Here is a 14,614-nt window from a genome sequence, read left to right as displayed (position 1 = left end):
TGAGCCTGGAGTTGCTGTTCGAGATCTTTGTTGTCCATTGTTCTGCTCATGGTATCCTCCGGTGCAGAGTACGGGGGCATGAGCAGTTACACAATTTAATTTACAGTCTCTCGGCCCGCAAGCCAGCGGCAAATCCTCCTTTTACCTGGAAAACTTCTACCGGTCTCATATCCGCCTGAACCTGGATATGCTGAGAACCAGGCACCGGGAGAGGATTCTCTTCTCTGCCTGCCTGGAGTCCAAGCAACCGGTGGTGATCGACAATACCAACCCGACAAGAAGCTGCCGCAAAAAGTACATTGAAGGTTTCAAGAATCACGGATTCGAGGTGACCGGTTACTATTTCACCTCCAGCCCGGAGGAATGCCTGCGCAGGAATGCATCACGAGAGGGAAAGGAGCGTATTCCCGAAGTCGGCATAAGGGCGACTTTCAGCAGGCTCGAGCCGCCCGGCTACTCGGAAGGCTTTGACAAGCTGTACCGCGTGTCGATAGAGGGCGATAAATTTAACGTGGAAGAGTGGCAAGAAGAGCATCGAAAATAAAAATTGGACAGAAAATGGAACTGGATTCTCACATTATTCTTTCCCTGATCTCCTACAAGATGGCCTCGCTGCTGGTGGGTAGCATCTTTGCCTATATGGGCTACCGACTGTTTATGGCGGGTGTCTGGGGGCACGCCGGCGGGCTGGAAACGGGGTTGGGTAATAACAGACTGGTTATCAAGGAGGCAGCTCCGGGCACCTTTTTTGCGGTCTTCGGTGCGGCGATCATTGCCATTACCCTGTACAAAGGCCTGGAGTTCGAAAACTATACCAAAGGCAGGGAATCCTTCGTGGAAATAGCGGAGGAGGGCGACACGGATATACCGGGAAGGGAGACTCTATCCTCTGTAGATGGTAAGGAGCACTGAGTGGCAGCCGGGCATGTCCGACGATTAGTTCGCCGAAGACAGGGCGGCCGTCGAGCGGGACCTGAAGGCACTGAAAAACCTCCTTGAAAGCGATGCGTAACCGTGAAACGGGCTTTTTATGGATAAATTTATGCAGGCCGCCATCGAGCAGGCCAGGAAAGGGCTTTCCGAGGGCGGCATACCCATAGGCTCGGTACTGGTCTGTGAGGGCAGGATCATCGGGCGCGGACACAACCAGCGGGTGCAGAAAAAGAGTGCCGTACTGCACGCCGAGATGGACTGCCTGGAAAACGCCGGCCGCCTCAGCGCAGCCGATTACAAAAAATGCACCCTTTACACCACCTTGTCGCCCTGCGATATGTGCAGCGGCACCGTACTTCTGTACGGCATCCCCAAAGTTGTCATCGGCGAGAATGAGACCTTTATGGGGCCGGAGGACTACCTGCGCTCCAGGGGTGTGGAGCTGGTGCTGGTGGACAGCGACGAGTGCAAATCGCTGATGCGCGAGTTTATCCGGGAAAAGCCTGAACTCTGGAACGAGGATATAGGAAAGTAGTGCGCGCCTGGGGTAGGCTGTGGCGTTGATTCAACAACCGGGGCAGATCAGATGAAAAGAGTCGCAATCGCTGTCGCGCTGGCGATCAGCGCCTGTGGCCAGGATGCACAGCCGGACCGCCAGGTACACAACGGAGAACTGGCGCGGCAACTTGCGAACAGGTACCTGCTGGTGGACACCCATATCGATGTGCCATACCGGCTGTCGGAGAAGCCCGCCGATATCGGCGCGGCCACTGAGGACGGCGATTTCGATTTTCCGCGCGCGCTGGAGGGCGGGCTGAATGCGCCCTTTATGTCGATCTATATTCCGGCGGAGAAGGAGGCCGAGGGTACCGCCAGGGACTACGCGGACCATCTGATCGATGGAGTGGAGGCGCTGGTCGCACGGCATCCGGACAAGTTTGCGATTCCGCATTCGGTCGCCGAGATGGAACAGCAGGTGGCCGATGGCCGGGTTTCACTGCCGCTCGGCATGGAGAACGGCGCCGCAATCGCAGGGGACCTGGACAACCTGTGGCACTTCGCCGGACGCGGCGTGCGCTATATCACCCTGGCTCACTCCATGAGCAACCATATCTCCGATTCCTCCTACGACGACGAGCGCCAGTGGCACGGGCTCAGTGATTTCGGCAGGCAGCTGGTGGCGGAAATGAATCGCGCCGGCGTGATGGTGGATGTATCCCATATCTCCGACGATGCCTTCTGGCAGGTGATGGGCATTTCAAAAGTCCCGGTGATCGCCTCCCACTCCTCCGCGCGCCACTTCACCCCGGGTTTCGAGCGCAATATGAGCGACGAGATGATCCGCACTCTGGCCGACAACGGCGGGGTGATCATGATCAACTTCGGCTCGACCTTTATCAATGAGAAGTCGCGCCAGTCTCATCAGGCGATCAAGGACGCCACCGAGAAATTCAGGCGCGAGAAGGGACTGGAAGAAGACAGTGAGGAAGTCAAGCAGTTTTCCGACCGCCTCAGCGCGGAACAATTCGTCTACGCCGACCTGGACGATGTGCTGGATCACTTCGACCATATTCGCGACCTGGTCGGCGTGGAGCATATCGGCATAGGTTCCGACTTCGACGGCGTTGGCGACAGCCTGCCCACTGGCCTGAAAGACGTGTCCCAGTATCCGAACCTGATCCGCGGCCTGCTGCAGCGCGGTTACAGCGAGGCGGATATCGAGAAGATTCTCGGCGGCAACCTGCTACGCGTCTGGCGCGCCAGCGAGGCCTACGCGCAGACGCAAATGCAGCCGGAAAAAGCCCAATTGTAAAAAACATAATTAACAGGTAGGACATTATGTTAAAGACGACAACCTCTGTAGTGGATGGGAAGGAAATCAGGGACTATCTGGATGTGGTGGTCGGCGAGGCCATTTTGGGGGCGAATATCTTCAAGGATATTTTCGGCGCTGTGCGGGATATCGTCGGCGGCCGCGCCGGCGCCTACGAGCGGGAGATGGCCAAGGCCCGCAAGGTGGCCTTCGAGGAGATGGAAGAGGAGGCGAGGAGGCTGGGCGCGGACGGCATTGTGGGTATCGATATCGACTACGAGGTGGTCGGCCAGCAGGGCGGCATGATGATGGTCAGTGTGAGCGGCACTGCAGTCAAGTTCCGCTGACGGACTGGAGCCGCCACGACACAGCAAATCACTCCCCGATGCACTGTCGATATCCCGCTCGCCCGTTCGACTATTGCAGGTAACAGCTAGCCGGACGAGGAATAGGCATGAAGATCAGCTGCATCAAGACCCAGGTGACCTGCCTTGCACTGGGAGAACATATCGACATAGGAATACATAGAGGCATTTCCGTCCTTGTCATCGCCATTTTGCTGATGGATTGTGGTTACGCATCGGCGAAAACGGAGAAACCGGAGGATCGGGTGTCGACTGCTCAATCCAAACCGCTCGAGAGCGGCCACGCGCAGGTCAACGGCATCGATATGTATTACGAAGTGCACGGGCGCAAAGAGGGCGTGCCGCTGGTGCTGCTCCATGGCGGCGGGTCCACCATAGAGGTGACCTTCAGCAGGGTGCTTCCGGGCCTTGCCCGCAACCGCATGGTCATTGCGCTGGAAGAGCAGGGTCACGGTCGCAGCAGCGGCCGGTACGGGCCGGTCACCTTCGAGTCCTCCGCGGACGACGTCGCCGCGCTACTGCGGTACCTGAAAGTGGAAAAGGCGGATATTTTCGGTTTCAGCAACGGTGCCAGCATCGCGCTCCAGGTTGCGATACGGCATCCGCATCTGGTGCGAAAGCTGGTATTCGCCTCCGCCGCGACCAGGAGGGGTGGCTACCATCCGCAGCTCTGGGAGTTTATGGAAAAGGCGAACTTCGCCAATATGCCCCAGCCGCTCAAGGATGCCTTCCTGCGCGTGAACCCGGACCGCCGTCAGCTCAGGACCATGCACGACAAGGACGCCGAGAGAGTGCGGAATTTCGAGGATGTTCCGGATGAACTGGTGCGCGCCATTCGCGCACCCGCATTGATCATGCTCGGCGACCGGGATATCGTAAAGCCCGAACACGCCATCGAACTGACCCGCCTGATGCCCGATGCGCGCCTGCTGATCCTGCCCGGCGGGCACGGGGACTATATCGGTGAGGCCGTGGCAACGCAGGGGGAAAGCCGCTACCCCGAGCTGACCGCGCAACTGATCGGGGAATTTCTCGGCGCCCGATAAAGCTGGCACAACACCTATTCAAGCATAAAACCAGCAAAAGCGGTCCTTCAGGATTACTTTCTGGCTGACGGTATTGATAAATTGCGGTTTGATGGGCTGGATCTTTACGGAGGGCGGCCGGAATGCCCTGCAGGAAAGCCTGTCCGCGGCGGGGGTGTCACTTGTGTCCCTCGTGGACTTGCTGCAATCACCGTGAGAAACCCCGGGGCTTCTCCTGCGAGAATCAAAAAAAGGAAGGCTCACGCCTTCCTTTTCGATGGTTACGGGGCACGGACAGATTACCGCAGCGGATGCTGTGGTAATCCGGGGCGGCCGGTTTGCTAGAAACTGTAAACCATCTTGCCGTAGATAAAGCGGCCGCGCGGATCGTGCTGGCTCTGCACATAGCCGTAGAGGTCGGAATCGCCATCGCCGATGGCGAAGGGTGGCTCTTCATCCAGGGCATTGTCGGCGCCGAGACTCAACACCATATTCTCGAAGCCGGTATAGCGCGCCTGCAGGTTCATGGTCAAGAAGGAATCCACCATGCGCGACTTGTTGGTGTCGTAGTCCAGGGTGCCGTCAAAATCGATATCCGGCGTGTCCTCGAACTCGCCGATATAGTTCAGGCCCACCGTGAACGCGAAGGTATCCTGCGCCCAGTCTGCAGATGCCGCCCAGCGGTGCTGCGGGTACTCGTACTCGCCGGCCAGGTCGCGGGTCAGGAAGTTCTCGCCGGACGAGTCCAGTTCCACCCGCTCAAACTCGGCCAGGTAGGAGTAATCCAGGCGCAGGCCCAGATCGCCGCCCGCCAGTTCCATTCCTGAGTACACCAGGCTCAAATCGACACCGGAGACTGTCTGCTCTCCGATATTGATAAATCCGCTGTTGATGGACTGCAGCGAGCCGAGGGACTCGCCCGGCAGGGGCGTGGAGCGCACACATACAGTGCTGTCCTGGTCGTTGCAGAACTGGCTGTACAGGTAGCCGAAGGGCACCTCGTCGATCTTGCCCTCCTGGGTGACGCTCCAGTAGTCCAGCGACAGCTGCATGCCATCGATCGGCTTGATCACCGCACCCAGGTTGAAGGACTCGGATTCTTCCGCCTCCAGGTCCGGGTTGCCGGCAAAGACGATGTTATAGTCGGTGCTGGCGCAGTAGGCATCGTTGACGGCGCAGCCGTAGCTGTCGGCGAAGAAGATGGACTCCTGCGACGGCCCCAGACCTATCTGCGCCAGGGAAGGCGCGCGGAAGCCGGTGCCCCAGGAGGCTCGCAGGGACAACATATCGCTGGCGGTCCACAACAGGTTGGCCATGGGGTTGGTGGTAGTGCCGAAATCGCTGTAGTCGTCAAACCGGCCGGCCAGGGTCAGGTCCAGGTTGGCGGGCAGCGGAATCGCGAACTCCACGAAGGCTGAGGTGATGTCGCGGCTGGCGGAGGCGGACACCGATTCGGTGCCGAAGATCAGGCCGCGCTGGAACTGGTCGTCGGGAATATCCGAGGCCTCCTCCTCGCGGTGCTCGACACCGGCGGCCATGGCAATGGCGCCGTTGGCGGTGTCGAACAGCTCGCCGTTGATAGTGAAGTCCACACTGGTCAGCTGCGATTTGCCCTGGCGCACCAGGCTGGTGGTGATGGCGTCGATCACCGACCGTGGATTCTGCACGCCGCCGAAGGGGTTATAGCGGCCCGCGTCGATTTCCTGCTGCAGCAGGTCGGTGCGCACCCAGCCCTGGGAACGGTCGCCGGTCTGGGTGGACTCGCTGCGTGAGCGCTGCACCGATGCCTCCCAATCCCAGTCCGCAACGCTGCCGCGCAGGCCAAAGACGCCGCGTAGGTTGTCGGTCTCAATATCCCACTGGCGCGCGCCGGCATCCACGGTGCGGTAGCGGCCTATATCGATACTGCCGGCACCGGTGAAGGGGTTGTCCGGATGGTCCACCGGCACCGTCAGCGCCGCGCTCTCATCCAGCGGTGTGGGCGCACCCTGGGCGATGGACGTGTTGTGCTGGAAGGCCACTTCGGTGAAGAACTCCACACTCTCGGTCAGCTGGTTCTTGCCCAGCAGCAGTACGCCGGTGCGCTCGGCTTCGGGTGTCAGCAGGGTCCAGGGGCCGTAGTCGTAGGCGCAGATCTGGCCGATGGTGCTGTCCTCCGGGCAGCCCGGATCTATGGTGGAAACGCCGTCCACGACGAAATAACCCGGGTAGCCGCGCGAGGAGCGGAAATCCATACCGCCGCGAAAGGACTGGTTGGCGGTGTCCAGCCCCTTGCGCTCGACGCTGGCCAGGGTGCTGTTCTTGTGGTGGTCGAAGATCAGGGTCAGGTTGGAGTCCTCGCCGTTGATACCCCAGATGGCGGAGGTCGACTGCTCGTCGTAGCCGTCGGCACCACCGTAGTCGACGGATACTTCCGCCCCCTCAAAATCGTCACGCAGTACCAGGTTGACCACCCCGGCCACCGCGTCGGAGCCGTAGATCGCGGAGGCGCCGTCCTTCAGTACCTCCACCCGCTCCACCGCCGCCAGCGGAATGGTGTTGATGTCGACAAAATTGGTGGTGATGCCCTCGGCGAAGGCGCTGATGGCCACGCGGCGGCCGTTGACCAACACGAGGGTCGCGTCGGCACCCATGCCGCGCAGGCTCACCGCGGCGGCACCGTTGGCGGTGGAGTCCTGGTTGTTGCCGCGGGTGGAGAAGGTGCCGTTACCGGCAGCGGGGTTCTTTTCGAACATCTGCTGCAGGTTGGTGTAGCCGGACTTCTCTATCGCCTCCCGGTCCATCACCTGGATCGGCGTGGCCGTTTCGAACTCGGCATTGCGCTGGATGCGCGAGCCGACGACTACGACTTCTTCCACGGCCTCCTCGTCGGCGGCGAAAAGCGATTGGGGTGCGGCTGCAGCGGCCGCGGTGAGTATGGCGGTAGCCAACACGTTACGGCGAAAAAGTTGTTTTTCCATGATCTTTGCTCATCCATTTATTTTGATTATTGATAAGTGACCAGAAATCGGTCCGGATTCAACGCTAGCAATGCGCGATAGGCGAGACAATTGGCTGGCGATAGAAAGGCGTTTTATTGCGCCGATTGGTGAAAGGGGTCGCAATAATGCTGCGATGACATGTACAAAAAATTGTACTGGCGTGCCGGTGCGGGATTCAAAGCCGCGACAAAAAAATAAATCGGTCAGGCACTTTTGTTCGGAGCAGCCTGGCTGGCGAGAAATACCAGCCCCGCGGCCAGCACTATCGAAGGCCCCGCCGGCGTATCCCAGAGTATCGACGCCAGCAGCCCGAGTACAACCGCCACACAGCCGATTGCGGAAGCCAGCGCGGCCATGCGCTCCGGTGTATTGGACAGCCGGCGCGCGCTGGCCGCGGGAATAATCAGCAGCGCGGTGATCAGCAGCACGCCGACGACCTTCATCGCGATGGCGATCAGCAATGCCAGCATCAGCATCAGCGCCAGGCGCACCCGCTCCACCGGCACACCCTCCACCGCGGCCAGTTCCTCGTGCAGGGTAAAGGCGAGCAGCTTTTCCCAGAGGAAATACAGCAGCGCGGCGATCAGTGCCGCCGCCGCCAGCATCAGCACCAGGTCGCGGCCGCCCACGGCGAGCAGGTCGCCGAGCAGCAGCGACAGCAGGTCCACTTTGATCCTGAACAGGCTGACGGTGACGATACCCAGCGCCAGCATGGAATGAGAAAGAATGCCGAGCAACGTATCCACCGAGAGCTTCTGTCGCCGCTGCAGGTAGACCAGCAGTATCGCCAACAGGCAGCAGGTGGCGCCGACCGCCAGCGTAGGCATCACCTGCAGCACGAAGCCGAGGGTGACGCCGAGCAGCGCCGAGTGGGCCAGGGTGTCGCCGAAGTAGGCCATGCGCCGCCAGACCGCGAAGCAGCCCAGGGGTCCGCTGACCAGTGCGACCAGCAGGCCGGCCGCCAGTGCGTACCAGAGAAATTGGCTCTGTAGCAGTTCGTTGAATTGCACCACTTATCTGTGCTCTCTGCCTGCGGTGTGCGGGTGATCGTGATTGCAACCCCGCTCGTGGACTATGTCGCCGCTCAGTTTGTGGGCGTGGTCGTGGGAGTGGGTATAGGGGGCCACCTTGTCGCCGAAGAGTTCCAGGTAGGCGGGGTCGCGGCTGACCTGCTCCGGGTGACCCTCGCAGCAGATATGCTGGTTGATGCACAGCACCTTGTCAGTGGCGGCCATCACCAGGTGCAGATCGTGGGAGACCAGCAGTACGCCGCAGCCCAGTTCGTCCCGCAGTGCGGCGATCAGCTGGTAGACCTCGCCCTGGCCACCCACGTCCACGCCCTGGGTGGGTTCGTCCAGCACCAGCAGCTGCGGCTTGCGCGAGGCGGCGCGGGCCAGCAGCACCCGCTGCATCTCGCCGCCGGAGAGTTCGGAGAGACTGGCCCCGGCCAGCTGTCCGGCGCCGACCCGCTGCAGCGCGGCCTGCGCCTGCTCCGCGTTCAGGTGCGACTGTCCCAGCAGCAGGAAGCGCTGCACCGACATGGGCATGGACGGATCTATCTGCAGCCGCTGCGGCATATAGCCGAGGCGCAGGCCCGGCCTGCGCCACACTTTGCCGTTGCTGGCTTTGGCCAGGCCGAGCAGCAGCCGCAGCAGCGTGGTCTTGCCGGCGCCGTTGGGGCCGATGATGGTGACGATTTCTCCCTCCTGCAGTTCGAGGGAGATGTCCTGCAGCAGTAGCCGGCCGGCGATTTCCAGCCCGAGATTGTCGGCGGTGATTAGCGGCTCGGAATGGCTCAGGGTGGTATCTCCGCGAAGGGCGTGGGGGATTGATTGACTGGCGGGCAAAAGCCGGGTGTGATTATATCGCAGTTTTTTGCCGCCCCGTGCCCCACATGTATCGCCCGAAGCTTTTCCTCCTGTTGCCGATCCTTCTCGCCCTCGCCTGTGGCAAACCAGCACCGTCGAAAGAGAGGGAACTGGTGGTCAGTGTGCGCCCCCTGGCGCTGATCGCCAGGGAGATTGCCGGTGACGATCTACCGCTGCGGCTGCTGATCGGCAGCGGCGATCCCCACCACTATGCGCCCAGTGTGTCGGACCGCGCGGCGCTGGAGCGGGCGCAGCTGGTGGTATGGCTTGGGCCGGAGATGGAATCGGTGTTGGCGAAGCAGATGGCGCTGCTGCCGGCGGAGCGCCAGCTGGGCCTGCTGGGCGCGGACGGCTACGAGTTCCGGGGCGCGAGCGGGTCGGACCCCCACCTGTGGCTGCGCCCGCGCAACGCCGCGGTGATGGCTGCGCATATCGCCGAGCGCCTGGCGGAACTGCAGCCGCAACAGGCGGAAACTTTTCGCCAGCGCGCGCGGGATTTCTCCCGCGAGATGGCCAACCTGCAGAAGGTGCTGGACCGCGCCCTCTGGGCCTACCGGGACCTGCCCGTAGTGGTGACCCACGACGCCTACGGCCACTTCTTCGGTTCCGCGGGCGTGCAGACCAGGGCGCTCAGTGATAGCGGCCGCGGCGGCCACGGCGCCCGGGCCATGCTCGAACTGCGCGGTGCCGGGGATGGCTGCCTGTTCGGGGAGGTGCCGGAGAACGACCGCGACCGGCAGATGGCGGAGAACCTGGGTCTGCGCTACGCGGTGCTGGACCCGCTGGCAGAGCGGCTGCCGGCCGGCGCCGATTACCGCGACCTGATCGAGCAGCTGCTGGCGCAGGCGCGGGCCTGTCTGGCTGAGATTCCGGACCGCGCCGGGGTGGAGGGCTAGCAGCTCGGTTCAGGAGGGCTCCTGCTGCTTCCGTGCCTCCTCCATACGCAGCCGCTCCTCCTCCCGCCGGCGCAGTTCGTCGGCGCGCTTCCGTTCCCGGCGCAGTGCCTCGGCGCGCGCGGCGTCCTGCGATGCTTCGCGCCTCTGTTCTGTGTCCAGCGCCTGCCGGTTCCGCGCGTGGAATTTTTCCAGTTGCCGCCGCTGTAGAAGTCTCAGGGACTGCACCTGCTCCAACAGGTTCTGCCTCAGTGTCTGCCTGAGTCCCCCATCCTGTTGCCCCTTGTCCGCAGTCGCATCGGGTGCGTAGTTTTTCCCGATGACCTCTATGTGTTCCATCTCGCCCGCCCGCACCGTCCCGCGGTGGTCGCGCTCGATAGAGTCCGCCAGCGCCGGCGCGGCGACAACGGCCGCTGACAGCAGCAAGCGGCAAAAAATCCTACAACTCATGATACAGCTCTCTAACAACTCTCTGTCTGCGGCGGTCGCCGGACGATGGGCGCCGCTCCCTAAAAGCCTAGAAGCCGCTTACGGATCTGCCCGGCGGGCTGCGGTGATTGCCGCAGAAGCAGCGACGAGAAACAAAGCGCCTGCGGCGAACGGGAAAAAAACGACGGAGGGCGTTATGCTATCCGCCGATTTGCCTGTCGCAATTAATATCCAATCACTGATTCCAAAGATTTATGAGTAAAGAGAACACCCAAGCCCCGCTGATCCTGGTGGACGGCTCCTCCTACCTGTACCGCGCCTTCCACGCCCTGCCGCCGCTGACCACCAGCAGCGGCAGGCCCACCGGCGCGGTACGCGGTGTGATCAGCATGCTGCGCCGCCATTTGAAGGAGCACCCGGACAGCACCGTGGCAGTGGTGTTCGACGCCAAGGGCAAGACCTTCCGCGACGAACTCTTCGCCGACTACAAGTCCCACCGCCCGCCGATGCCGGACGAGCTGCGCGAGCAGATCAAGCCGATCCACGACATCGTCGACGCCATGGGTCTGCCGCGGCTGGTGGTGGAGGGCGTCGAGGCGGACGACGTGATCGGGACCCTGGCGTTGGAGGCCCAGAGGACAGGGCGGGAGGTGATCATCTCCACCGGCGACAAGGACATGGCGCAGCTGGTGCGCCCGGGCATCACCCTGGTCAACACCATGTCCAATACCGAGATGGACGAGGAGGGTGTCAGGGAGAAATTCGGCGTGGGACCGGAGCTGATCATCGACTTCCTCGCCCTGATGGGCGACAAGTCCGACAATATCCCCGGCGTGCCCGGCGTCGGCGAGAAGACCGCGCTGGCGCTGCTGCAGAATCTCGGCAGCCTGAAAGACATCTACGCCGACCTGGACGCGATAGCGTTGTTAGGTTTTCGCGGCGCGAAGACCCTGGGCAAGAAGATGGCCGAGCACCGCGAGGCCGCGGAACTCTCCTACAAGCTGGCCACCATCAAGACCGATGTGGATATGCCGATTCATCCACAGGATTTGCACAACGCCGAACCGCACAAGGATAGGCTGATCGAGCTGTTCGGCGAACTGGAGTTCCGCGGCTGGTTGGAGGAGCTGTCCGGTAATGGGGCCGGCGACCTGGGGGAAGAAGCCACGGCCGAGGCGGTCGAGCGTGAATATGCCATCGTCACCGATAGGGCCGAGTTCGACGCCTGGTTGCAGAAACTGAAGGATTCGGAAATCTTCGCCTTCGACACCGAGACCACCAGCCTCAACTATATGCAGGCCAGGCTGGTGGGCCTGTCCTTCGCGGTGGAGCCGCACAAGGCCGCCTATGTGCCCATGGCCCACGACTATATGGGCGCGCCGGAGCAGCTGCCGTTCGACGAGGTGCTGCAGAAGCTGAAGCCGCTGCTGGAAGATGAGCAACAGAAGAAGGTCGGCCAGAACCTGAAGTACGACAGCCATATCCTCGCAAACTACGGTATACAGCTTCGCGGTATGGCCCGGGACACCATGCTGGAATCCTATGTGCTCGACAGCACCGCCAGCCGCCACGATATGGACAGCCTGGCGCTCAAATACCTGGGCGAGCACACAGTGCGCTACGAGGATATCGCCGGCAAGGGCGCCAAGCAGCTGACCTTCAACCAGATAGACGTGGACAAGGCCGGAGTCTACGCCGCCGAGGACGCGGATATCACCCTGCGGCTGCACAATGAACTGAGCACGCGCCTGGCCCGCGAACCGTCCCTGGAGAAGGTGCTGGACGACATTGAGATGCCGCTGCTGCCGGTGCTCGCGCGGATGGAGCGCAACGGCGCCTATATCGACGCCGGGATGCTGGCCGCGCAGAGCGCCGAACTGGAGCAGAAGATGCGCCAGGTGGAGCAGCAGGCCTTCGCCGTGGCCGGAGAGGAGTTCAACCTGGGTTCCACCAGGCAGCTGGGGGCGATACTGTTCGACAAGCTGCAGATCCCGGTAATCAAGAAGACCCCCAAGGGCGCCCCCTCCACTGCCGAGCCGGTGCTGCAGGAGCTGGCCCACAGCCACGAGCTGCCGGCGCTGATCATGCAGTACCGCGGCCTGGCCAAGCTGAAGAACACCTACACCGACAAGCTGCCGCTGATGATCGATCCGGCCACCAGCCGGGTGCACACCTCCTACCACCAGGCGGTCGCGGCCACCGGGCGCCTGTCGTCCAGTGATCCCAACCTGCAGAACATCCCCATCCGCACCGAGGAGGGCCGCCGTATCCGCCAGGCCTTCGCGGCGCCTGCCGGCAGCGTGATCATCGCCGCCGACTACTCGCAGATAGAGTTGCGCATCATGGCCCACCTGTCCGGTGACAGGGGCCTGGTGGACGCCTTCGCCCGCGGCCAGGATATCCACCGCGCCACCGCCGCCGAGGTGTTCCAGGTGGCGCCGGACGACGTGAGTGACGAACAGCGCCGCCGCGCCAAGGCGATCAACTTCGGCCTGATCTACGGCATGTCCGCCTTCGGCCTGGCCAAGCAGCTGGGCATACCCCGCGCCGATGCGCAGCAGTACGTCGACCTCTATTTCGAGCGCTACCCGGGGGTACGCGCCTACATGGACAACACCCGCAAGCAGGCGTCGGAGAAGGGCTACGTGGAAACATTCTTCGGCCGCCGCCTCTACCTGCCGGAGATCAACTCCCGCAACGCCATGCTGCGCCAGGCCGCCGAGCGCACCGCGATCAACGCGCCCATGCAGGGTACCGCCGCGGACATCATCAAGCGCGCCATGATCGCCGTGGACGCCTGGCTGGCGGAGCAGAAACTGGCCAGCAAGCTGATCATGCAGGTGCACGACGAACTGGTGCTGGAGGTGCCGATGGGGGAGGTCGACAAGGTCAGCGCCGGCATCACCGAGCTGATGCAGGGTGCCGCGGAACTGGATGTGCCGCTGATCGTCGATCTGGGCAAAGGGGCCAACTGGGACGAGGCGCACTGAGCGCCGCGCCCACCGGGGGTGTGCGGTCTGTCCCGATGACGGTTGAATCCAAGTCTCGCGCCTATTGTGGATGAATCCGGCGACCGCCCCGAGACGCCGATCAATTTTTTAACATTTTTTATCGCTTTTGGGGGAACCGTCACGCCGGTGGCCGCTCTAACTAAGCAAGATCGTTGGAATGCGTCATCATCCCCCAAGGAAGTCAGATGTTTGCCCCGGAGCTCCCCCAAGTCCGGGGCATTTTTTTGTGCCCGCCGTCCGGCTTCCCGCCTTCTGCCGCTAGATACAGTAGCGCCGCGCCGCCTCCAGGTAGAGCCGCGTCTTTTCCCGCCACTTTTCCGGCTCCGGGATCTCACCGTCCTGCAGGTGCGTCGCCGCCAAGTGGGCCCGCAGCAGGGCGCGATTGGCGCGGTAGAAGCGCGACAGCGGCTGCGGCGGGCGGTCGTCGCAGCAGCGGTAGTAGCTCTCCAGGGCCGTCTCGCCCAGATCCTTTCTTCCCAGCAGTTCGCACTCCAGAGCCAGGTAGCTGAGCTCGTCTACCGGGTCCACGCAGCGCAGGATGCGGTTGAACTCCAGGCAGTCGATCACCTGCGGCGGCTGGGTCAGGAAACAGTGCTCCGGGCGCAGGTCGCCATGGCCCTCGACGATCCGCCCGGCCTCGGCGCGCCCGCCGAGCAGTTCCGCCCGGCGGCGGCTGAAGTCCAGCAGCGCCTCCGCCACTTCGTTGATTTCGCCCGCGTCCAGCGCCAATTCAGGGTCCAGCAGCCGCTCGCGCCATTCGCTGCACTGGCTGCGCAGATGCGCCAGATACTGGTCTGCGCCCAGGGCGATCACCTCGGCGTCCCGGTAGAAGTCGCACAGCCGCTGCAGCAGTGGCGCCAGTGTCTGGGGGGTGGCGCTGTCGATCAGCTGGGGCAGGGCGGCGTCCTCGCGCAGGCGGCGCATCTTCACCAGCCATTCCACCGGTACGCCGCCTTCTTCCAGGGTCAGCCTGCCGCGCGCATCCAGTCTCAGCGCGACCACGTCCAGGTAGACGCCGTCGGTCAGGCGCCGGTTCAGGCGCAGCTCCTCGCTGCAGACCGCGTAGCGCTTGTCCAGACTGCTGAAATCCAGGTAGCTGGAGCGCACCGGCTTCTTCATCTTGTAGGCGAAGTGGTCGGTCAGGAAGACCCGCGCCATATGGGTCTCCACCAGGCACACTGCCCCGGTGCCCTCTGGGTAGCTGGCGGGCGAGAGCAGGAAGCGGGTCTTCTCGTCCAGGCCCGGTATCTTGGCGCAGGGGTCAGTCATAGGCGATTCGTCGGCGTCTCTGTTTGC

Annotated in this window: 12 protein-coding genes and 1 pseudogene; 8 read left to right on the top strand and 5 right to left on the bottom strand. The window is 62.6% G+C overall.

The genetic code is table 11. The features are described 5' to 3' along the window. Positions 1 to 124: 124 nt before the first annotated feature. The 6 genes and pseudogenes from AC6R19_RS19165 to AC6R19_RS19140 form a co-directional block, all read left to right on the top strand. Positions 125 to 544 (top strand): annotated as a pseudogene (locus AC6R19_RS19165) (AAA family ATPase); the annotation flags it as partial. A 14-nt stretch (positions 545 to 558) separates the two neighbouring features. Beyond that, a complete protein-coding gene (locus AC6R19_RS19160) occupies positions 559 to 912 on the top strand; it encodes a hypothetical protein (RefSeq protein ID WP_500581460.1) in 354 nt (117 codons plus the stop codon). 118 nt (positions 913 to 1,030) lie between these two features. After that, complete coding sequence (locus AC6R19_RS19155) at positions 1,031 to 1,468, top strand: nucleoside deaminase (RefSeq protein WP_500581459.1); 438 nt, start codon at positions 1,031 to 1,033, stop codon at positions 1,466 to 1,468. Positions 1,469 to 1,519: 51 nt separating this feature from the next. Next, on the top strand, positions 1,520 to 2,746 hold the full coding sequence (locus AC6R19_RS19150; protein ID WP_500581458.1) for a dipeptidase: 1,227 nt from the start codon (positions 1,520 to 1,522) through the stop codon (positions 2,744 to 2,746). Positions 2,747 to 2,772: 26 nt separating this feature from the next. After that, entirely contained in the window at positions 2,773 to 3,093 is a 321-nt protein-coding gene (locus AC6R19_RS19145; protein WP_500581457.1) for a heavy metal-binding domain-containing protein, read from the top strand. Between the two features lie 107 nt (positions 3,094 to 3,200). Further along, positions 3,201 to 4,157: an alpha/beta fold hydrolase gene (locus AC6R19_RS19140; RefSeq protein WP_500581456.1), complete on the top strand. Its 957-nt coding sequence runs from the start codon at positions 3,201 to 3,203 to the stop codon at positions 4,155 to 4,157. A 320-nt stretch (positions 4,158 to 4,477) separates the two neighbouring features. On the opposite strand, the gene AC6R19_RS19135 is transcribed toward AC6R19_RS19140, so the two are convergent. The 3 genes from AC6R19_RS19135 to AC6R19_RS19125 all read right to left on the bottom strand — a co-directional run bounded on the left by AC6R19_RS19135 (position 4,478) and on the right by AC6R19_RS19125 (position 8,946). After that, positions 4,478 to 7,096 (bottom strand): TonB-dependent receptor, encoded by a 2,619-nt coding sequence (locus AC6R19_RS19135; RefSeq protein WP_500581455.1) that lies wholly within the window; start codon positions 7,094 to 7,096, stop codon positions 4,478 to 4,480. Between the two features lie 224 nt (positions 7,097 to 7,320). Next, complete coding sequence (locus tag AC6R19_RS19130; RefSeq protein WP_500581454.1) at positions 7,321 to 8,130, bottom strand: iron chelate uptake ABC transporter family permease subunit; 810 nt, start codon at positions 8,128 to 8,130, stop codon at positions 7,321 to 7,323. Continuing rightward, the gene (locus AC6R19_RS19125) at positions 8,131 to 8,946 is read right to left on the bottom strand and encodes an ATP-binding cassette domain-containing protein (protein ID WP_500581463.1); all 816 of its coding nucleotides are present in this window, start codon (positions 8,944 to 8,946) and stop codon (positions 8,131 to 8,133) included. Positions 8,947 to 9,011: 65 nt separating this feature from the next. On the opposite strand from AC6R19_RS19125, the gene AC6R19_RS19120 reads away from it, so the two are divergent. After that, positions 9,012 to 9,881 (top strand): metal ABC transporter solute-binding protein, Zn/Mn family, encoded by an 870-nt coding sequence (locus tag AC6R19_RS19120; protein ID WP_500581453.1) that lies wholly within the window; start codon positions 9,012 to 9,014, stop codon positions 9,879 to 9,881. Between the two features lie 9 nt (positions 9,882 to 9,890). On the opposite strand, the gene AC6R19_RS19115 is transcribed toward AC6R19_RS19120, so the two are convergent. Next, entirely contained in the window at positions 9,891 to 10,304 is a 414-nt protein-coding gene (locus AC6R19_RS19115) for a hypothetical protein (protein ID WP_500581452.1), read from the bottom strand. Positions 10,305 to 10,561: 257 nt separating this feature from the next. Between AC6R19_RS19115 and polA the strand changes: the two genes are divergently transcribed. Continuing rightward, the gene (polA, locus tag AC6R19_RS19110; protein WP_500581451.1) at positions 10,562 to 13,297 is read left to right on the top strand and encodes a DNA polymerase I; all 2,736 of its coding nucleotides are present in this window, start codon (positions 10,562 to 10,564) and stop codon (positions 13,295 to 13,297) included. Between the two features lie 279 nt (positions 13,298 to 13,576). Here the strand turns inward: polA and AC6R19_RS19105 are convergent, their stop codons facing one another. Further along, positions 13,577 to 14,587: a hypothetical protein gene (locus AC6R19_RS19105; RefSeq protein ID WP_500581450.1), complete on the bottom strand. Its 1,011-nt coding sequence runs from the start codon at positions 14,585 to 14,587 to the stop codon at positions 13,577 to 13,579. Positions 14,588 to 14,614 lie beyond the last annotated feature (27 nt).

Source organism: Microbulbifer sp. SE14, from assembly GCF_059834885.1.
The sequence above is the reverse complement of the archived record's forward strand: the minus strand, read 5'-3'. Positions and strand labels throughout refer to the sequence as shown.

Bases quoted from the DNA above. Each gene is read 5' to 3' on its own strand.
- AC6R19_RS19160 (WP_500581460.1), top strand. From the start codon at position 559: ATGGAACTGGATTCTCACATTATTCTTTCCCTGATCTCCTACAAGATG.
- AC6R19_RS19145 (WP_500581457.1), top strand. From the start codon at position 2,773: ATGTTAAAGACGACAACCTCTGTAGTGGATGGGAAGGAAATCAGGGAC.
- AC6R19_RS19105 (WP_500581450.1), bottom strand. From the start codon at position 14,587: ATGACTGACCCCTGCGCCAAGATACCGGGCCTGGACGAGAAGACCCGC.
- AC6R19_RS19140 (WP_500581456.1), top strand. From the start codon at position 3,201: ATGAAGATCAGCTGCATCAAGACCCAGGTGACCTGCCTTGCACTGGGA.
- AC6R19_RS19150 (WP_500581458.1), top strand. From the start codon at position 1,520: ATGAAAAGAGTCGCAATCGCTGTCGCGCTGGCGATCAGCGCCTGTGGC.
- AC6R19_RS19155 (WP_500581459.1), top strand. From the start codon at position 1,031: ATGGATAAATTTATGCAGGCCGCCATCGAGCAGGCCAGGAAAGGGCTT.
- polA (WP_500581451.1), top strand. From the start codon at position 10,562: ATGAGTAAAGAGAACACCCAAGCCCCGCTGATCCTGGTGGACGGCTCC.
- AC6R19_RS19135 (WP_500581455.1), bottom strand. From the start codon at position 7,096: ATGGAAAAACAACTTTTTCGCCGTAACGTGTTGGCTACCGCCATACTC.
- AC6R19_RS19120 (WP_500581453.1), top strand. From the start codon at position 9,012: ATGTATCGCCCGAAGCTTTTCCTCCTGTTGCCGATCCTTCTCGCCCTC.